Genomic DNA, 20,698 nt, shown 5'->3' with positions numbered 1-20,698 from the left:
AAGAGCGATATGCTCATTTTGAAACTGACGATTCATTAAATGAATCTTTTAAAAATTAACGCGTTCCATTTGTTCAGTTTTCAAAGAACTTGCTCCTAGCATTCCGACATTCAATGTCTCTTGCACAGGAATTTGAGTATATCATGTTGTCGCATTTCTTGTCAACTTATTTTTTCATCGTTTGTGTTTCATTTGTTCGATGCGTCATAAGCACAAGAGATAATATACCATGCTGTTCTTATGTTTGCAAGCTTTTTTTGAAATAAAAATAATCTACGAATAAATACTTCTAAACTAGCACAAACCAACACAAATTGATTCCAATAATCCTTAATTTATGGCTAAATAGAATTTATCGTAATCCCATATATTAACTTCTAATGATATATACGAGAGGAGTCTAAATGAAAAACAATCCATCTAGTGCTGCGACCCAAACAAACACCAAGGACAAGGAGCAGCGTAATCTGCAGCAAGCAACAATCTATAAGATTTTGCTGGCTGTCAGCTTTGTTCATTTATTTAACGATTCTATTCAGGCAGTCATCCCTGCAATCTTTCCTATTCTCAAAGATAACTTGACGCTCTCCTTCGCTCAGATCGGGTGGATCTCCTTTGCCTTAAACATGACGTCCTCCGTTATCCAACCAGTCATTGGGTATGCGGCAGATCGTAAGCCTCGTCCTATATTGTTACCACTGGGTATGTGCAGCACATTTCTAGGGGTACTTTTATTGGCTTATGCCAACAACTATATTCTTGTATTGTTTTCCGTCATGCTGATCGGTTTCGGATCTGCTACCTTTCATCCCGAAGGCATGCGTGTTGCTCATATGGCTGCCGGTCAGCGGAAAGGTCTTTCGCAATCTATTTTTCAAGTTGGGGGCAATGCTGGACAATCTTTAGGACCAATGCTTACGAAATGGATATTCATTCCCTTAGGGCAAATCGGGGCTCTTGGCTTCACTATCGTGGCGGCTGCCGGAATCGCCGTCCAGACCTATGTCGCTCGCTGGTATCGAGAGATGCTGGATGCGGGATATACGTTTCATAAGAAGTCAACAGCACGTACAATCGATCCTGCCCGACGCAAAAGCATTCGAACGGCAACAATCATCCTCGTTTTCCTAGTCTTTGTAAGATCTTGGTACGGCGCTTCTATCGGCAGTTACTACGCTTTCTATTTAATGGACAAATATCAAATGACGCTTGATAAGGCCCAAATCTATATTTTTATGTATCTGGCAGCTGGAGCTGTCGGTACATTCTTTGGAGGCCCACTGGCTGACCGCTTCGGACGGCGTAATCTCATTCTTCTCTCTATGGTCGGAACAGTGCCCTTCGCACTGGCTCTACCCTTCGTGAACCAAATATGGGCAGCTATACTCCTACTGATTGGCGGCTTCATCCTTTTGTCCAGCTTCTCTGTTACTGTAATCTATGCTCAGATGCTTTATCCAGGCAATATCGGAACAGTTTCAGGGTTAATCACTGGTCTTGCTTTTGGGCTCGGAGGAATTGGCTCCTTAGTACTCGGCAATCTGATTGACAGCATTGGAATTTCAAAAGTGTTTATAGCTTGTGGCTTCCTACCTCTTTTGGGTTTCCTTGCTCTCCTGCTTCCTAGAGACGAGAAACTAGAAGAATGGGCCGCTCAATAAACATCAGTAACATCAGTAACATCAGTAACCACTTAACGCCTTACTCATAACTGTAGAAAATAGAGCGGCAGCCTTCCCGCTGCCCTCCGTCATATAATTATCCTTATTTGTACGATCAAACCCCATCCACACTGCAGCTGTCCATTCCGAAGTATAACCAACAAACCACAAATCCCGATTAGCTTTCTTGCTCACGCCTGGCAGATCCAATTGGGTTGTTCCGGTTTTCCCCGCTACAGGTCTGTTCATTTGCGCTTTTTTTCCTGTTCCTTCATTAACAACATTACGTAGCATCATCGTCATCGCCTCTGCGGTCCGCTGCGAGATTACCTGACGTGATTCCGAGGGATGTCTATATACGACTTTCCCTCTTGCATCAGTTATCGAGCGCACCATATGAGCCTCATTGAATTTACCTCCATTAGCAAAGACACCGTAGGCCTGTGTCATTTTAAGTGGAGATACCCCTTTATGAAGCCCTCCTAAAGCTATTGATAAATGGTTGTCCTCCTCCGTCAGTACAATTCCTAATTTCGCAGCAAATTGCCGTGCAGAAGAGATTCCAACCTGCTTCAAAAGCCAAACAGCTGGGGCATTTATGGATTTTTGTAATGCTGTATTCATTGTGATCTGACCTTGGTACATTCCATTCAAATTCTCAGGCACATAGTTTCCATAAGCGTATTTACGATCAGACAGTATGCTATTCGGGCTATACTTTCCGCTCTCTAGCGCGGGTCCATAATCAATGATCGGCTTGAAGCTGGAGCCTGGCTGCCGCGCATCAATTGTAGCCCTGTTCAAGCTCCCCTCATTTTGTTCGCGCCCACCAATTAGTGCCACTACTTCACCTGTACGATGATCCATTATGGTCATCGCTGCTTCCACCCGCTGATCTTTTCCGTCGGGCGGGAAAGAAGAACCCTTAAGAAAGGCCTGCTCAAGCGCCTGCTGTGCTTTACTGTTCAACCCTGTAACGATAGTGTAACCGCCCGTTCGAAGCTCCTCCACAGACTTCCCGGTGATCTGAGCCGCTTCCTTAAGCGTAGCATCCACATAATGCACGCCAATGACTTCTTCTTTGTTTGCAGCGGGAGGTTGATACTTTTTATCTCTGGCCTCAAGCATTTGTTCTTTAGTAATCAGTCCTTGATCTAACATAATCTGTAGAACGAGATTCCTTCTTGTTTTGGATAATGTACTATTATCTACCGGATTATAAATAGACGGTCCCTTAGGGATTCCCGCTAAGGTGGCGATTTGCCATATTTCTAGTTTTTTCAAATCGGATACGCCGAAGTAACGTTCCGCAGCTGCCTTTACTCCATATTGTCCACGCCCCATATAAATCTGATTGAGGTAAAGCCCTAGAATCTCTTGTTTTGATAACTGCCTTTCCAATGCAAGAGCAATGGAGGCTTCGTTTAGCTTACGTATGACATTCTTGTTCCTGTTCAAATAAAGATTGCGGGCTAGCTGCTGAGTAATACTACTCCCGCCCTCGGAGAGATCCATATCCACAATATTATTTAGAAAAGCGCGAGAAATCCCTTTATAATCTAATCCCTGATGGCTATAAAAGCGCCGGTCCTCCACCGCTAAAAACGTATTTATCAATAATGCAGGCATCTCCTCCAGTTCCGCTGAATGTCTATACCCCGAGCCCGGTAAAGGGATCATTCGTAATGTCGTCCCATCCGAGGTCTTAATGATGCTCGATTCCGGCAGCTGAAGTTTATCCACTTGCTGCTTAACCACTTGCCCGCCGTATTGATATACGTAAAGCAAACCCACGAGCGCTATTATTACTCCAATGATACTCCCATCAAATAATAAATACCCCAAACGGAGTATCCGGGTACGCACAATCCTTCTGCCATCCTTATCTAAATGGACTACCCTTTGTATTTTTTCGATAACGGCATTCATGATTCTATAATCAAGTTCTCTAAGAACCGCTCCATACTACGAGCTTCAACACACGCTGCTTCAAGAAGTGCTTGGGCTTCCATCCCATCATCCGTATTGTCAGCCTCCTCTACCTCACGGAGAGCACGGAGAATGGCCCGAGTTCTTATCAATAAAGCTACAGCTGGTGTGTCCTGCATCGTTTCTGGTACTACGCCTGTATTTGGAACTTCAATTCTTTGCATGCGATTCAGGTTAGCGGCGATTTGGCCTAATTCTCCTCCAGAGAGGACCTTGATTTCTTTTGTTACTCCCTTGTCTGCTAACTCTGAGGTTCCAATCAGTACCGTGTGCAAATCATCGGCAATTTTCTGTGAACGGAGAATAAACAACCCACTGAAGAATAGAACAAATAGAATTATGACGCTAGGGATTGTTCCAATATGATTAATGGTCCAATGGATAAGACGAACAAAAAAGACGCCTGATTTCCCCGAATAATGAGAATAAAGCAAAGCAACAGCCCGCTGGACAGCAAAAAGAAAGGCAGCACTCAAAAGAGCACTCCCTATAAAAATATAAAGATAATGGATGCGAACCGTCCGAAGTTTGTGCATAGTCATTCCCTCCTTGTGCTCACAAGGATATCTTCCAAATCTTAAGAACCCGCCAAGAGTTTTCTTAAGATTCTATGAAGAATGGGAAATAGGTGATAAAATCCGTTCGAAGCGGGGAGCTTTCTACATAAATAACGCCATTGTGGCGTTCGATGATACTTTTGGAAATGGCAAGACCTAGGCCTGAACCGCCTGTATGCTGTGAACGAGACTTCTCTGCACGATAGAATCGTTCAAAAATAAATGGGATATCGCTCTCTGCAATCATCTCTCCAAAATTGCTAATGCGGACAACCGCTTCATCTCCCCTTTTACTGAAACCAATCTCCACTTTCCCGCCGCTTCTACCGTAACGGATCGCGTTCGTAATCAAATTTTCATATGCACGAACTAATTCTTTAGGGGAAGCCTTTATCCACAACTCACCAGCTTGGTCATCAATCTCATAGGTCATTTCAGTCTTTGTTAGTTCGGGAACTACTCCTCAGCTAGCTGCCGTATAAATGCTTTTAAATCTAATCGCTCCATAACCAGAGGGTATTCCCCACTATTTACGCGTGTATATTCAAAAAGATCGTCGATCAGTTTACGCAGCACAAGAGATTTGTTGTAGGCTATGCTCACGTAATATCGTATTTCTACTTCTTCCTGGCATCGATCTTGCTCGATATACTCCAGAAAACCGAGGACAGAGGTAAGGGGGGTTCGTAAATCGTGGGAGACACCCGTGATCAAGTCATTTTTTGCATTCACAGCTTTACGTTCCTCTTCCACAGAGTGCTGCAAACGTTCAGCCATTTCATTAATATTCTCAGCCAGCACTCCCAGCTCGTCCGTAGTTCTGACTTCAATTCGGTGCGACATCCCGGAGCTTGTGATTTCCCGAATTCCTTTGGTGATCTCCTCCAGATACAGTACTACTTTACGAGTATAAATAAAAAAGAACAGTAAAAAGCTGATAATACCAGCTGCGGTCAGCAGTGGCATAGAACCAATATGATTAATGATCCAGCGTAAGACACGTGAATAGGGAGCCGACTCTGACGCTGGATTCAGATAGATCATGAAATTAACGAGCTGGTAACCTGCAAACAGCAGTAATCCACCAGAAAGCACACTAAGCAAAAAGGCGTATATAAACTTCCAACGAATCGTAGTTATATATTTTGAATTCAAGAAGCGTCACCTAATCCTTTCAGGAAGGTCCATCTAATTTATAGCCAACTCCCCAGACGGTTTGTATATAACGGGGGCGCTTCGAATCCACTTCGATTTTATCGCGGAGGTTACGAATATGTACCATAACAGTATTACCCCCATCTAAAAATGGTTCGTTCCACACCTTATCGTATATCTGCTCTAAGCTGAGCACTCGACCTTGGTGCCTTGCCAAAAGCTCTAAAATAGAAAATTCCCGGGGGGTCAGCTTAATTTTCTGCTGGTCTATATGTACCTCATGCTTAGACGTATCTATAGTTAAATCTTCAAAGCTCAGTTTGCTGTCATTCCCTAGGCTATTACTATCTTTATTGAAAGCGTGATAACGACGCAGCTGTGACTTAACTCGTGCCACAATCTCCAAAGGATTAAACGGCTTGCCCACGTAGTCGTCCGCTCCTATGCTAAGTCCTGAGATTTTGTCCATATCCGTATTTTTGGCTGAAAGGATGATAATTGGCATCTTCCGCTCTTCACGGATCTTCATACACGCTACTAGCCCATCCATCTTAGGCATCATGACATCAAGAATAATCAGATCGACTTCTTCCTTCTGGAGACACGCCAGCGCTTCCATCCCATCATAAGCTTTAAGCAGGCGATAGCCCTCATTACAGAGGTATATCGATAACAGTTCTACAATTTCCTTCTCATCATCTACTAACAATATCGTTTCTCTCTTCACAGGAGGGGGTTCCTTTCAAATATAGTAATAATTATCTATAGCTTCTATATTAGCAGATCAATCGAATGATTTACCTCGAAAATAGAAACATGTACTTAAAATCGAACGACAATAAGTAGGTTACGCAAAAAAAGGGTACACGCTCCTCTCGTACTTAAACGAAATGAAACTGGTACCCTTTTAGGACTTAACAAAAATTTGCTTACATCTCCAGCAGTCGAATCAGCTCATCCTCATCCTCGATGACCTGAATACCTAGCTGTTGTGCTTTGGCCAGTTTACTACCTGCCTTCTCGCCGGCAATAACCAAATCCGTCTTCTTAGATACACTTCCAGACACCTTCGCTCCGAGTGCTTCCAGACGTTCGGCTGCTTCGTCACGTGTAAGCTTTTGTAATGAACCGGTCAACACTACCGTTTTCCCGCTAAAGAAGGAATCCGTGCTAACAGGACGTGGTGCCTCAGGAGCTTTTGCTTCAACCCCAAGCGCGCGCAACCGAGCAACATTCGCCACGACAACAGGATCTGCGAAGAAGTTAACAATGCTCTCGGCGACAATCCCGCCAATGTCCGGCAACTCGGCAAGTTCTTCCGCTTTAGCCTGCATCACAGCATCCAGATCGCGGAAATGATCAGCCAGCATCTTAGTTGTTGCTTTACCTGTGTTAGGGATTCCTAACGCAAAGAGGAATGAGGCGAGATCGCGCCCTTTGCTATCCTCTAACGCTTGCAGCAAATTCTGTGCTTTTTTCTCCCCGAAACGGTTCAGCTGTACAAGCTGCTCAAAGGACAATTCATACAGATCCGCAGAGTCATGAACATTAAGCTCGTCGTAGAGCTGACCTGCCGTCTTCTCACTAAACGTCTCAATATCCATCGCATCTCGTGAAGCGAAATGAGTGATCCGACTAATAATTTGCGGTCTACAGTTCAGCTTATTATTACAGAAAAGATGCGCACCGCGCATTTCTAGCGGAAATCCGCAAGCCGGGCAATCCTCAGGGAAAATAATTTCTCCTCCGTCATTCTCTTCTGTTACCTTGCCGAGAATTTCTGGGATAACATCATTAGAACGCCGAATAAACACTCGTGAGCCTAAGGCGAATTTCAAGTTTTTGCGCTCAATATCGCCCACATTATTTAATGTGCAATTCTGCACGGTAACTCCAGCAAGCTCTACGGCTTCAACACGAGCTAAAGGAGTCACTTTACCTGTACGTCCTACATTCCAGCTAACAGACTCAAGCACGGTCGTTGTTTCTTCAGCTTCAAATTTATAAGCCACTGCCCAGCGAGGGAACTTGTCAGTGTAACCAAGAACTTCACGAATACGGAAATCCGTCACCTTGATCACCGCTCCATCAATGAGGTAATCAAGACTTGAACGACTCTCCTCGATTCCAGCAAGCTGTTCGGTCACATCATCGAAATCATTACAATAAGTCAGATAAGGATTTACTTTGAATTTGTTATTCCGTAGAAAATCCATCATCTCCTGATGATCGGCGAACTCTACACCTTCTGCAAATCCCACATTATAGAAATAAGCGTTCAAACGACGTTCCGCAGTGGTCTTCGGATTTAGATTGCGCAGCGCACCTGCCGCCGCATTACGCGCATTCTTAAGTGGCTCTGCAGCCCGGGTATTATAATCAGCGAGCACAGACAGGTTCATAATTCCTTCACCCTGAACCTCAATGACCCCTTCTTTAAAAGGAATCGTTAATGGAACAGACTTAATGGTCTTCACCTGAGCAAGTATTCCTTCCCCAATGACACCATTACCACGCGTCGATGCCTGTTCGAGCACACCATTCCGATAGGTTAGATTCAGCGTCAAGCCATCAAACTTCAGTTCTACTGCATAACAAGGATCAGGTAGAGGGTTGCCTGGGTTCTTAAGATTGTACTCATTCACTAAGCGAAGTACCCGCGTATTCCAGCTCCGCAGCTGTTCAATATTCTGTGCTTTATCGAGACTCCAAAGCGGAGCCAGATGCCGATGCGGCGTGAAGCCCTTAAGCAGCTCTCCACCTACACGTTGTGTAGGTGAATCCGGTAGTACGAAGCCACTCTCAGCCTCCAGTGCTACAAGCTTGTCGTATAAAACATCGTATTCCTTATCGCTGACTAGCGGAGCATCCAGCGTGTAGTAGTGGTAATTATAATTATTTAACTCCGCAACAAGCTCTTCCATCACATGCATAGCATCCATGCAGGTACATCCCTCCGTCAATAAGTTCCTAATGGTTAGCGTGGTCTTAATATCCGTTCGTTAATCGTATCCTACTATTATTCCACCCTGGTAATCGGTGCAAACCCTGCAAGCAGTCGTTTTACACCCACTGGTGCCGGAAAAGCAATCTGCAGCTCCGTATCATTTCCGGTGCCCTTAACGGCCACAACGGTGCCAGTGCCCCATTTGCCGTGCGAAACTTTATCACCCGCTTTGTAATCGCCAGCAGCCGTAGCCCCTGCTCCAGTAGCGCGCTGTGCGCCTCCGGAGGTTACGGTCACGCTACTCTTACTTGTCGCTGCGGACGCTGTGCTTCCGCTGCCAATCGGCGCCGCACCGGCGGCTCCACTTCGGCCGCCGAAGTTCCCACGACTGCCGCCACTGAAGCCGCGTCCGCCGTAGGCACCACCTACCTCCGAGCCTCCGCGTTGGAAGCGGTCCTGTGTCTTCGCGGTATCTTCCTTCAACTCCTCCGGAATCTCTTCAATGAAGCGGGACGGCTGATTCGCCGTCGTCCGCCCAAAGAGCGTACGCATCCGCGCGCAAGAGAGAAACAGCTGTTTCTCGGCGCGGGTGATCCCTACATACGCAAGCCGGCGTTCCTCTTCGAGCTCATCGTTGTCTTGGAAGGCTCGGCTGTGCGGGAACACACCTTCTTCCATCCCGACGATAAATACCGTTGGGAACTCCAGACCTTTGGCGCTGTGCATCGTCATCAGAACTACAGCGTCACTACGGTCCTCTTCATCATCATTCACACTATCAATATCTGCGATAAGTGCAAGATCCGTGAGGAAGGAGACAAGCGACTTGTCCTCGTTATTCTTTTCAAACTCCATCGTCACGGATAAGAACTCATCGATATTCTCTAGTCGTGAGCGAGATTCGAGCGTATTTTCATTTTGCAGCTCCAAACGGTACTGCGACATCTCCAGTATTTTTTCCGTCAGTTCTGTTACGGACAAGAACTCCACCATACGGTGCAGAGCTTCAATCATATCGTAGAACTCTACTAGCATATTCCGCGTCCGTCCGGCAAAGCCCAAATCATCTACAGTTTGCAGTACGCGAAAAATAGAAACACCACGCTCACCAGCCGCAGCTGCCAGCTTACCAACCGTTGTATCCCCTAATCCCCGCTTAGGTACATTAATAATACGCGTCAGGCTGATATCATCATCAGGGTTAGACAACAGGCGTAAATAAGCGAGCAGATCTTTGATTTCTTTACGATCATAGAACTTAATCCCGCCTACGATTTGATACGGAATATCAGATTTAATTAGAATTTCCTCGATTACCCGTGACTGTGCATTCGTACGATACAGTATCGCATGATTCTGGTAGGCTTGACCCTGTTTCACATTTTTGCTGATTTCTCCGGTTACAAAGTAACCTTCATCATGCTCGGAGTCCGCCCGGTACACCTTAATCTTGGCACCTTCCTCGGAATCGGTCCACAGCTTCTTCGGCTTACGTCCACTATTGAGTGCGATCACACCATTGGCTGCATTCAGGATATTAGCAGTTGAACGGTAGTTCTGCTCTAGAAGAATGGTCTTCGCTTCTGGATAGTCCTCTTCAAAATTAAGAATGTTCGTAATATCCGCTCCGCGCCAGCGATAAATCGACTGGTCACTATCGCCTACCACACAAATCCGGTGGTGGCTGTCAGCGAGCATACGGCACAACATATACTGCGCTCTGTTCGTATCCTGATACTCATCCACGTGGATGTATTTGAATTTCTTTTGGTAGAAATCAAGTACCTCGGGAACTTCCTTAAACAGTTCGATGGTCTTCATAATCAAATCATCAAAATCAAGCGAGTTATTGCTTCTTAGACGTCTTTGGTACATCTTATATACCTTTGCAACTAAACCTTCAAAATAATCGCCAACCTTCTGCTCATACTGCGCCGGAGTGATCAGCTCATTCTTGGATGCGCTAATGATAGCCTGCACAGCTTTTGGTTCGAATTTCTTCGTATCAATATTCAGTTCCTTCATACAGTTACGTATTACGGATAACTGATCTGTAGAGTCCAGAATGGAGAAGTTGGAGGTAAAACCAATCCGCTCGATATCCTTCCGCAAAATCCGAACACACATAGAGTGAAAGGTGGATACCCAGATATCTCTTCCCTCAGGTCCGACAAGTTTAGATACACGTTCCTGCATTTCCCGCGCGGCTTTATTCGTAAACGTAATCGCCAAAATCGCCCAAGGCGGCGCCTTTCGATTGGCAATCAGCCAGGCAATTCTATGAGTCAACACTCTCGTCTTCCCACTGCCTGCACCAGCCATTATCAAAAGTGGTCCTTCAGTAGTTTCGACAGCCTGTCTTTGTGGAGGATTCAGTCGACTTACTGCGTCTTGTATGCTAATAAGTTGCATGTGTAACATGCTCCTTTCTAAATATAAAATCACAAATCATAAGTAGTCCTAAAAATAACCACTAAGCATAAACCCCTTCGGCGTCCTTATAAGGACGGTAAGTGTTTATGCGAAAAATATAAAGATAATGTATAACGTGAAACTTATACCTTCTTATATTTTAATCAAATTGCTCTTGTACTGTCTTCTTCACAGCCGCAACTGTAAGAAGTGCCTGCTGTACATCACTATAAATAATATTGCCGACCACTACTGTATCACATAGAGCTGCTGCTTGCTCGGCCTCTGCCTCACAGGTAATGCCCCCACCATAAAAAAGTTGGGCGTGATCCACCATTTCGCGTACTGTCCGCACAGTCTCCATATCCCCGAACCTACCGCTGTATTCAAGATAAACAATCGGCAGTGACATCAGCCTGTCCGCAACCTGAGCATAAGCAGCCGCTTCTTCAGCATCAATGGCCGTCTCAGCCCCTGTAATCCGTGCAACGGAAGAGTCACTATTCAGCACAATATAACCTTCCGTTAGAAGCGAATCCCATGGAATCATAAATCCATAGCGTTCAATAGCTCGGCGATGATGGCCTACAATCCAGGCTGGATCAGGCGTATTAAGCACCATAGGGATCATATAAAGATCAAATCCAGGCACAGCAGCTTCAAGTTCGGATACTTCTAGTGCACAGGGCAACTCAAACCCTCTTACTCTTGATAAGAGATCCACTGTATTCTCATAGGTTACTCCTGTAGAGCCCCCTATCAGTATAGCATCCGTGCCAGATAAGCAAACGGCCTCCAAATCCTCATCCGAAATCATCCGGTCAGGGTCTAGCTTAAACACATGCCGCCAAGGTTTGATCATTTGCTGCACTGCTTTCATGAGAATCATCCTTAATAGTCATTTGGGCAAGACAAAGACACTCCTGCCGCCGCAAAAGATATAGATCTAGTCTATGCCAGCACAGCAGGTGTGTCAATTTAAAGCGAACAAAAATGCGAACATTTTTTCGTGTTTTTTTATGGTAATAAGAGGTCTAAGATTTCACCGTAACCCTGTAATGTTAATCAAATCCTCTTCGGGCACAAAATCAGTATAGAAACCATCCACTCCCATACGGGACAGTTCCCTAATTTCATCTTCTTCATTTACGGTATGAACATATACACGAGCTCCGGCCTTCTTCAGCTTTTTAACAAAGCTCTTGGTGGCTCGGCCAACTGGCATGGTAATATCCACACCTGTTTTATTAACAAACTCAATAACTTGTTCATCCGTATCCTTGGATTGGTATAGAGTGTAAAGCACTTCTGGAAAAGAATACACCTTATTAATCTCATCAAGCATCGACTGATTATATATTTGTGGAACAACCCGATCTAATATGGATGGATCCCGGAGCTGCGCCGCTTCTACCAACAATGTAAATTGTTTATTTATAAGTTCGGGTTTGATTTCTTTCGTATCGGTCACGATATAAGCATCTGGATAATGCTGCATCAGATCAAGCAACTTCTCGACATCGATCGGGGAGTATATATTCAGGATTGGACTGTCCATGAATTCCTTATAATCTAGTACTACCCCTTGTTTATTAGCAGGAAGAACATCCAACTGACCTAAAAGCTTACTCATGTTGCCTGACCACTCATGCCTACCTACTAGCTGATCATCAGCCGATAATAACAAGTCTACTTCAAATACGCGAGTCCCCTGTGCATAATTAGCAACAAATGCTTCAAAGGCATTGGTGTATGTATGGCCGTTAATGCCACCCATAGCATGTGCTATGACCTTATGAGCTTCAAATCCGCTTGCAGGCTGTTCGTCTTCATTACTAAAAGCGATTACAAGTAACATGACAAGAGCTCCAATTACAATCACGGTTGCAACAATCTTTTTCTTATCCATAGTTGAGTTTCCTTTGCGAAGGTTAGATTAGAAAACAATACAAAAACAATACCCCGCTCTACCATGGGTAGAAACGGGGATCGCATAAAAGTTTAATAAATCCAAAATAAGTGCAGGAATCAATAAGCATTTTTGTTGACGAAGCCGTTGCGAATCGTTTTGAAAATAATTCGAATATCGAACAGTAAAGACCAGTTCTCAATGTAGAAAATATCGTGCTTGATTCGCTCCTCGATAGAAGTGTCACCGCGAAGTCCATTGCTCTGTGCCCAGCCTGTGATTCCAGGACGTACATGGTGTTTTACCATATACTTTGGAATTTCATCACGAAACTGTTCCACATAATAAGGGCGTTCTGGTCGAGGTCCAACCACACTCATATGTCCCAGTAACACATTAAAAAATTGCGGAAGCTCATCTAGACTTGTCTTACGGATAAAGGTCCCAAATCTTGTTCTACGAGGATCTTCCCGCGTACTCCAGCCTGTATCCTCTTCACCATCCTGCTGCATCTTCATGGAGCGAAACTTATACATCATAAAATTACGACGGTTCAGTCCCACACGTTCCTGCCGGAATATAATCGGTCCCGGAGAGGTCAGTCGGACACCAATCGCCACGATAAGCATCACTGGTGAGATCATAATAATTGCGAACAAAGAGAACACAATATCAAACAATCGTTTTGCCATCTTATTACCCGTCATATCTAGTGGAATATCACGAACATTAATCATTGGCATGCCTGCAAAGTTATCAAAGTAAGGGCGGGCTGGTAAGTAGTCGAAAAAGTCAGGGATAATCAATGTGCGTACACCTGCTTTTTCACAGGCCGCAATAATTGAAGGGTACTTCGAATGCGCATCGAGCGGTAACGCTAGTATAACTTCATCCACAGGCAGCATCTCTAATATTCCAGACAACTGGTCAACTGTTCCAAGAATCGGTTTATATCGTTGTTCTTCAATCCCATCCCAAGTATGATAGTCATCCAAGAAGCCAATCGCTTCATATCCAAGCTCAGGGTATTGCTCTAGATTATTGTAGAATCTTTTGCCTAGCGTACCTGCACCGATGATAAGTACGAACTGACGGTTGAGTCCCTTTTCACGTAAAGATTTAAGCATTTTCTTCAGCACATAACGGTACAGCATAATAGAAAGAATGTTCAATCCCATGTAAAGAGCTAGATATGTTCGGGAGATATTTATTTCTTTCACGAAAAACATCAGACCGAGCAGAATGAAAATGCCCATAATATGCACTTGGAAAATCTTAATGAATTCATCGACAAACCGTTTCTTACGCTTCGGCAAATACAGCGACAGCAGTATACCGATTAACACTGCAATTCCGCCATAAATCATACTCCAGTAAGCGTACGACTCTACAGGCAACGGGTTTTCATACTCCATCCAACCACTTCTAAACTTTAGCCACCAGGCTATAAGGAAGGACAGCTGGATGACAAGAAAGTCAGCCACCATATAAAGCTGTGTCAAAAATTTTTGATTACGCCGAATCATAAATTCACCTCAGTATTCTTTTCGTTACGTGCACCTGTTTCATTAGCGGAGTTAAGACTCTGAGCAGGTGATGGGACTGCCTTAGGAGAAGTTAAGGCATTCCGCAAAAGCGAAAGCGCGAACTTCACACCTACGCCGGCATATACTGTTCCATTTATCATACTGTTGTACTTCTTACTATAATGCTTACGATGAAATAAAATCATTGCCCGGTGGAATTCATAGACGATCTTAAACGGTCTGCGTCTGGCGCTGCCACCTTTAAGATGTACGATAGAGGTCTTCGGATAATAATAAATCTCCCAACCAGCCTCTTTAATACGATAACACCAATCTAAATCTTCTCCGTACATGAAGAACTCTTCATCCAATCCACCCACCTGATCAATCGTCTCCCGCCGCAGCAGCATAAACGCACCAACCAGACAATCTATCGGGTAATCAAGATCAGGGTCCAGATAACCTAACTGGTAACCGTTAAACCTCGGACGATCCGGAAATAGCTTACTAAATCCAAAAGCATAATAGAAAGAGGCTGACGGTGTAGGGAATCCCCGCTTGCAAGCTTTATCTAGCGAGCCATCTGGTAAAATAATCTTACACCCTGACGCTCCTACATCAGGCCGACTGTCCATAAAGGAGATCATCGTCTCTAGCGTATCCTTACGTACCACCGTATCTGAATTCAGCAGCAGCACATACCGTCCGGATGAAGCTTCCATCCCCTGATTATTAGCACGGGCAAAACCGACATTGTCGTTATTTGCGATTAACATTACACCTGGAAACTCTCTACTAATCTTCTCTACCGAATCATCATTGGAATTGTTGTCTATTAATATAATCTCATAGGAATAGTTCGTTGCTGAGTCATACACCGACCTGAGACAATCCATCGTCAGGCGACACGTGTTGTAATTAACAATAAGTATACTTACATCTACATTCACTGCGTAACGCTCCTGACAAATATAGTAATCTACCGACAATAATTATAACATAAAACCTCCCTGAGAGGAGGTGACGTTTCAGGGAGGTTTTTCCAGATATAGTTTAGCTTTCGTGTTTCTTTCTCTCTTTTATCGCGGCTTGTATATACTTCCGCTTCTTTTTCAGCGCTGGGAGCTGAGCGAAAAAGGATTTCCAAGCCACAATTAACTGTGGCTCTCTAAGTAGCATATAACCGTGAGCGGCAAGCTCATAGGGAAGAGAAAATAAGATTGTCTTCAGCATAGTTCGAGCCGGTTCATTCTTGTAGATCATTTTGTAACGGTTAATGTAAGATATTCGTCGGATGGACAACGGCTTAGTGTTACGACCAGACGTTTTCCAGCCACGTTCGTGATACCCGATCGCCTCAGCATCATGATATCCATGCCAGCCGAATAACTCCGCCCTCCAAGCCACATCCACATCTTCCTTATACGCGAAAAAGTCGGCATCAAAAAACTCATCATCAACACTAATGTCTTCGATCATCCGTCGAGAATACATCGCAGCCGCTCCAGATACACCGAATACAGGACCAGATTGTGTCCATTGGTCTGCTGGCTCACCCGCACCACGATCAAATGCACGGCGTGCTCTGTTCATTCGGAGACCTGTGCTGTCTACCAGCCCATGATCCGCCTTCAGCAAAAGCTTGCCTGTGGCGCTGCCGATCTGTGGATTATTCTCCATCTGTGTGATTAGTCTGGAGATATAGTCTGGAGCCAGCGTAAGGTCAGGGTTAAGGACGAGCACGTAATCTGTATTCGTGGCCGAAATGGCCTGGTTGTGGGCTGGGGCGAAGCCTGTGTTAAGCTCATTCTCCAGAAGGTCAATTGTTGGATATTGCTTTATCTCCCTTGCGGAGTTCATAGCTTCATGCCCCACCAAGAATGCAGCGGGTGAGTCCGAGTTAAACTGGTGATAGAACGTTCTGACCTTATCCGCCGAACCATCAGTTGAAGCGTTGTCCACTACGACAATTTTTTTGACCAAATAATCCTGTGCCATTACTGCCTCTATACAATCTATGATGTCGTCAGCACTGTTGTAGGTGACGATATGTACACTTACTGTTTTGTTATTCATGAGTATCCTCGACTTTGTAATTTCTTGTTAACTACACACTCCCTTCTTATTATAACGAAAGAATACAAAAAACTCCCGTATCGTTATAAACGATTTGGGAGTTTCAATTGTTACTATCTTATTCTTTTAGCTCTAAGAGGAAATCTCTCAGGCCCTCACGCCAAGGTCGAATATCCTCAAATCCATTCGTACGTATCGACAAATGCTCCATCACCGAATTCCGAGGACGCGGTGCAGGTCTTGGGAACTGTTCCGTAGCACAAGGTTCAAGCTTTGCGGTGAATTTCAAACCCAAAATATCCTCAGCCTCTGCAAAGATCGACTGTGTAAATTCAAACCAAGTACATGAGTCGCTATTTGACGCATGGTATACACCATACTTCTCAGTTTGGATAAGCTCAAGCAAGAAACGAGCTAAATCAACTGTATAGGTAGGCGAACCCTTTTGGTCATCGACTACTTGAAGCATTGGCTTTTCTTGACCAAGCTTTAGCATTGTTTTGACAAAGTTATTCCCGTATTTACCATACACCCATGATGTGCGTACGATGAAATACTTAGAGGAAAGGGATTGAACTAACACTTCACCCGCACGTTTCGATTTACCATATATACTCTTAGGGTCTGTATTGTCATACTCATGGTAAGGCTGTACTCCCAAACCATCAAATACGTAATCCGTACTAATGTACACCAGCTTAGCTCCAGCTTTTTCAGAAGCTAGCGCTACGTTTCGACTGCCCGTTGCATTGATTAAATAAGCAGCATCGATGTCACTTTCTGCCGCATCTACTGCCGTATGCGCAGCACAATGAATGACAGCATCCGGTCCAAACTCACCAATAACCTGGATACACTGATCCAGATCGGTGATATCCATCTCTTGACGGTCGCAGCCCATCACTTGGTGACCTTGATGCTGGAGTAGTAAAAAAACGTCCTGGCCTAGTTGTCCGGCCGCGCCTGTAACAAGTACCTTCAGTTGAGCCATTATAGAGCTTCTCCCAAGCGATCGCCATATTGTAATTCTGCGTACTTCTGGTATTCCCCAGATTGAATGCGAGTCCACCATTCACGGTTATTGAGATACCATTGGATAGTTTCTTTAATACCTGTTTCAAACGTATGTTTCGGCTTCCAACCCAGTTCGTTCATAATCTTGGTAGGATCAATTCCATAGCGGCGATCATGACCCGGACGGTCTTGAACATAAGTAATCAGTGAATCAGATTTGCCTAGTTCCCGCAATACCGTGTTTACAATATGCACATTCGTACGCTCATTATTGCCACCTATGTTGTAAACTTCTCCATTCACACCTTCATGAATAACCAAATCAATCGCGCTGCAGTGATCCTCAACATACAACCAGTCACGGATATTCATCCCATCGCCATATACAGGCAACGCTTGATCCACAAGTGCGCGGGAGATCATCAGCGGAATAAGTTTTTCTGGGAATTGGTACGGACCATAATTGTTCGAGCAGCGGGTAATGTTCACTGGCAGTCCGAATGTCTCATGGTATGCACGTACAAGCAAGTCGCCACCAGCTTTACTTGCGGAATATGGACTGTTCGGAGTCAAAGGGGTTTCTTCAGTAAACAAACCGGTTGCTCCAAGTGATCCGTATACCTCATCCGTAGAAACCTGAACAAACTTAGTGACATTGTATTTTTTCGCCGTATCCAAAAGCACTTGTGTTCCAAGCACGTTCGTCTTCACAAACACTTCCGGCTCCAAAATACTCCGATCCACATGCGATTCAGCAGCGAAATTAACTACTACGTCAATCCCCTGGCTTATCAGCGCGTCCATCGCCGCTACGTCAGTAATGTCTGCTTTAACGAACTTGTGGTTCGGATGATTTTCAACTGACTTCAAATTCTCCAGGTTACCTGCATACGTCAACGCGTCTACGTTAACGATCTGATATTCAGGATGTTGCTGCAGCATGTATAATACAAAATTGCTGCCTATAAAGCCGGCTCCGCCGGTGACTAGAAGCTTCATTTATAGCCCACCTTTTGTTCAATGAAATGTTATGTTTATAATTCGAAGTTAAGTTCCGCGTCCTTCAGTACAGGATGACGTTGATCTTTATCCGATAATATCAGACTAGAAGTCGGCCAATCAATACCTAACGCTGGATCATTCCATAATATGCCGCGGTCATTCTCAGGGGAATAATATTCGTCCACCTTGTATAACACTTGGGTATTAGGGACCAATGTGCAGAAGCCATGCGCGAAGCCTTTTGGTACAAGCAATTGTCGTTTGTTATATTCGCTAAGTATTACTCCGACCCATTGACCAAATGTAGGAGAATTACGACGAATATCTACGATTACATCATAAATAGCGCCGGTTAAGACACGAATTAACTTTGTTTGGGCCTTTGGGTTCAACTGGTAGTGAAGACCACGCAGGACACCAACCTCTGCAGAGAGGGATTGATTGTCTTGGATGAATTTGTTGTTTACGCCGAGCTTATGCATGCTTTCTTCATTGTAGCTTTCCATAAAAAAACCCCGGTTGTCACCATGGACAACCGGTTCTAGTAGGCTTGCGCCTCGTAACTTCAAAGGAGTGACATTCATCTTGGAGCTCCTCCTCGTTTCTATAGTTTTAATTTACCGAATTCTTCATCAAACAGAATATCCTTGGCCAATTCATTAGCTCTCGCTAGTGACGAATGCGTACCCGCATCAGTCCACCAACCGCCCAGAACATCATACGTTAGTTCATTACTTCTAATATATGCATTATTAACATCCGTTATTTCAAGTTCTCCTCGGCTTGAAGGAGTAAGCTTCTTAATAATATCGAAGACTTTACTATCGAACATATATATGCCGGTCACCGCAAAACTGCTCTTAGGAATTTGAGGTTTCTCTTCAATGGAAATAATCCTATCGTCTTGCAGTTCTGGCACACCAAATCTCTGCGGATCAGAAACTTTTTGAATCAAAATTTTCGCACCCACAATCTGTGTTTCAAAGTTCTCCACGTATTGCGAAATGTCCCCATCAAATACATTATCACCAAGAATAACTACACATTGATCGGAGCCCACAAACTGTTCTGCCAGCCCCAGTGCCTGAGCGATGCCACCAGCCTCATCTTGGACCTTATAGGTAAATGAAACATGCATCGTGCTTCCACTTCCCAGCAAGTTAACCACATCACCCATATGTTCTTTACCAGTAACAATTAAAATATCCCGAATACCGGCCTGTTTGAGCTTATAGATTGCGTGAAATATCATTGGATACTTGCCTACAGGGAGGAGATGTTTGTTGGTCACTTTAGTTAGAGGGTAAAGGCGTGAGCCTGTGCCTCCGGCTAGGATTATGCCTTTCAACTTTTTCCTCCTATTCGTTTAAACAACTGTTATTGTTTAGTTTGATTAATCCGCTATATAACAAGAAGTATAGCCCCCAAAATTATAAGAATTACCCCCATAATTCTTTCACGGGATATTTGTTCGTTTAAAAAAAACTTGGAGATCATCATCGTCCAAATATATGTTACAGATGTTAATGGGTAGACGATCATATAGGGTAGTTTCTTTAGAATTATTATATTTAATAATGCTCCTAATAGATAGAAACATCCTCCTATAAAAAGATTGGTTATAAATAATTTGTTTATTCCAATTGAATATCTCGAAGAGCGCTTAAAAAAAAGTCCACCCATTGCTCCTAGGAGGGTCATACCTAGAATCATTAAAAAATCAGTCACTCTTACCACCACCTACTAAAACTGCACCCACAGCAATAATTATTATTCCTATAGTATGGGTGATGCTAAGAGTTTCATTTAATACAAATACCCCGATGAATACAGAAAATACATACCCAAAACTCAACAAAGGATGTAAGATAGACAGTTCACCATACCTTAAAGCTAGGATCATTAATACCGCCCCAATTACATAAAGTCCAAGACCCATGACTAAAAAGATAAAGTTTTCTCCATCAGAATACTTCCAACTTGCTTGACCAACTGAAGTAACTAATGCAGATAAAATCATTAATATAATTCCGGTTTTAGTTGTCTTTTTTTTCATTTTATGAAACTATATCCTCCAAGCAATCTTATTTTCTTTAGTTAGCGAACATAGAATTACAACGCACATTACTAGTAAATTCGCATATAAATACCTAAAGTCCTGTGCTGGTAAAGCAACAAGTAACATCGCAGTATTTAGAAAAATAGGTATCGTTATTAATGATTTACGCCATTCACCTCTTAATATAAGGGTGAAACCTAGTAGTATTGTTAAGAAAATATAGATAGCAGGCCTCCACATAACGAGAGTAGGCTTTCTCCAAGTTTGATCTAACACCTTTGTAATATTGGAGGTAACTGCTTTATTGATAACTCTATTGGATAATCCCATTTGCTCTCCAGACTCTTTAGGATAGATGCTTGTAGCAAATAAAGTGACAACCCCGTCATCA

At 43.9% G+C, this 20,698-nt stretch carries 19 protein-coding genes and 1 pseudogene; 1 reads left to right on the top strand and 19 read right to left on the bottom strand.

Going from position 1 to position 20,698, the window contains the following annotated elements; genetic code table 11:
• Positions 1-404: 404 nt before the first annotated feature.
• Positions 405-1,661: an MFS transporter gene (locus ACWNM1_RS28035; protein WP_449603540.1), complete on the top strand. Its 1,257-nt coding sequence runs from the start codon at positions 405-407 to the stop codon at positions 1,659-1,661.
• Between the two features lie 21 nt (positions 1,662-1,682).
• Here ACWNM1_RS28035 and ACWNM1_RS28030 read toward each other — a convergent pair whose 3' ends face one another.
• The 19 genes and pseudogenes from ACWNM1_RS28030 to ACWNM1_RS27940 all read right to left on the bottom strand — a co-directional run.
• The gene (locus ACWNM1_RS28030) at positions 1,683-3,527 is read right to left on the bottom strand and encodes a transglycosylase domain-containing protein (RefSeq protein ID WP_449603539.1); all 1,845 of its coding nucleotides are present in this window, start codon (positions 3,525-3,527) and stop codon (positions 1,683-1,685) included.
• A gap of 59 nt (positions 3,528-3,586) precedes the next feature.
• The gene (locus tag ACWNM1_RS28025) at positions 3,587-4,186 is read right to left on the bottom strand and encodes a hypothetical protein (protein WP_449603538.1); all 600 of its coding nucleotides are present in this window, start codon (positions 4,184-4,186) and stop codon (positions 3,587-3,589) included.
• Positions 4,187-4,250: 64 nt separating this feature from the next.
• The gene (locus ACWNM1_RS28020) at positions 4,251-4,640 is read right to left on the bottom strand and encodes a sensor histidine kinase (RefSeq protein ID WP_449603537.1); all 390 of its coding nucleotides are present in this window, start codon (positions 4,638-4,640) and stop codon (positions 4,251-4,253) included.
• 23 nt (positions 4,641-4,663) lie between these two features.
• Entirely contained in the window at positions 4,664-5,362 is a 699-nt protein-coding gene (locus tag ACWNM1_RS28015) for a HAMP domain-containing sensor histidine kinase (protein WP_449603536.1), read from the bottom strand.
• 19 nt (positions 5,363-5,381) lie between these two features.
• Positions 5,382-6,089: a response regulator transcription factor gene (locus ACWNM1_RS28010; protein WP_449603535.1), complete on the bottom strand. Its 708-nt coding sequence runs from the start codon at positions 6,087-6,089 to the stop codon at positions 5,382-5,384.
• Between the two features lie 202 nt (positions 6,090-6,291).
• Complete coding sequence (gene ligA, locus ACWNM1_RS28005) at positions 6,292-8,304, bottom strand: NAD-dependent DNA ligase LigA (protein ID WP_449603534.1); 2,013 nt, start codon at positions 8,302-8,304, stop codon at positions 6,292-6,294.
• A 77-nt stretch (positions 8,305-8,381) separates the two neighbouring features.
• Positions 8,382-10,721 carry a DNA helicase PcrA gene (gene pcrA, locus ACWNM1_RS28000; protein ID WP_449603533.1) on the bottom strand — a complete coding sequence of 780 codons (2,340 nt, stop codon included), beginning with the start codon at positions 10,719-10,721 and terminating at the stop codon, positions 8,382-8,384.
• Between the two features lie 160 nt (positions 10,722-10,881).
• Positions 10,882-11,601, bottom strand: coding sequence for a heptaprenylglyceryl phosphate synthase (locus ACWNM1_RS27995; RefSeq protein WP_449603532.1), 720 nt, complete (start codon positions 11,599-11,601; stop codon positions 10,882-10,884).
• A gap of 162 nt (positions 11,602-11,763) precedes the next feature.
• Positions 11,764-12,630, bottom strand: a complete 867-nt coding sequence (locus ACWNM1_RS27990; protein WP_449603531.1) for a phosphatidylinositol-specific phospholipase C/glycerophosphodiester phosphodiesterase family protein — start codon at positions 12,628-12,630, stop codon at positions 11,764-11,766.
• A gap of 119 nt (positions 12,631-12,749) precedes the next feature.
• Entirely contained in the window at positions 12,750-14,156 is a 1,407-nt protein-coding gene (locus tag ACWNM1_RS27985; protein WP_449603530.1) for an undecaprenyl-phosphate glucose phosphotransferase, read from the bottom strand.
• Entirely contained in the window at positions 14,153-15,052 is a 900-nt protein-coding gene (locus ACWNM1_RS27980) for a glycosyltransferase family 2 protein (RefSeq protein WP_449603543.1), read from the bottom strand. The genes ACWNM1_RS27985 and ACWNM1_RS27980 overlap by 4 nt, the downstream gene beginning before the upstream one ends.
• Before the next feature lie 157 nt (positions 15,053-15,209).
• Positions 15,210-16,232: a glycosyltransferase family 2 protein gene (locus ACWNM1_RS27975; protein ID WP_449603529.1), complete on the bottom strand. Its 1,023-nt coding sequence runs from the start codon at positions 16,230-16,232 to the stop codon at positions 15,210-15,212.
• A 118-nt stretch (positions 16,233-16,350) separates the two neighbouring features.
• Positions 16,351-17,214: a dTDP-4-dehydrorhamnose reductase gene (rfbD, locus tag ACWNM1_RS27970; protein WP_449603542.1), complete on the bottom strand. Its 864-nt coding sequence runs from the start codon at positions 17,212-17,214 to the stop codon at positions 16,351-16,353.
• An 8-nt stretch (positions 17,215-17,222) separates the two neighbouring features.
• Complete coding sequence (gene rfbB / locus ACWNM1_RS27965) at positions 17,223-18,245, bottom strand: dTDP-glucose 4,6-dehydratase (protein ID WP_449603528.1); 1,023 nt, start codon at positions 18,243-18,245, stop codon at positions 17,223-17,225.
• Positions 18,246-18,280: 35 nt separating this feature from the next.
• Entirely contained in the window at positions 18,281-18,832 is a 552-nt protein-coding gene (gene rfbC / locus ACWNM1_RS27960; RefSeq protein WP_449603527.1) for a dTDP-4-dehydrorhamnose 3,5-epimerase, read from the bottom strand.
• 20 nt (positions 18,833-18,852) lie between these two features.
• The gene (locus ACWNM1_RS27955) at positions 18,853-19,596 is read right to left on the bottom strand and encodes a sugar phosphate nucleotidyltransferase (protein ID WP_449603526.1); all 744 of its coding nucleotides are present in this window, start codon (positions 19,594-19,596) and stop codon (positions 18,853-18,855) included.
• 53 nt (positions 19,597-19,649) lie between these two features.
• A complete protein-coding gene (locus ACWNM1_RS27950; protein ID WP_449603541.1) occupies positions 19,650-19,949 on the bottom strand; it encodes an EamA family transporter in 300 nt (99 codons plus the stop codon).
• A gap of 19 nt (positions 19,950-19,968) precedes the next feature.
• Entirely contained in the window at positions 19,969-20,304 is a 336-nt protein-coding gene (locus tag ACWNM1_RS27945) for an EamA family transporter (RefSeq protein ID WP_449603525.1), read from the bottom strand.
• Between the two features lie 9 nt (positions 20,305-20,313).
• Positions 20,314-20,698 (bottom strand): annotated as a pseudogene (locus ACWNM1_RS27940) (hypothetical protein); the annotation flags it as partial.

Source organism: Paenibacillus sp. Marseille-Q9583 (assembly GCF_976954365.1).
Note: the sequence above shows the minus strand (reverse complement) of the source record. Positions and strands in the feature narration are given on the sequence as shown.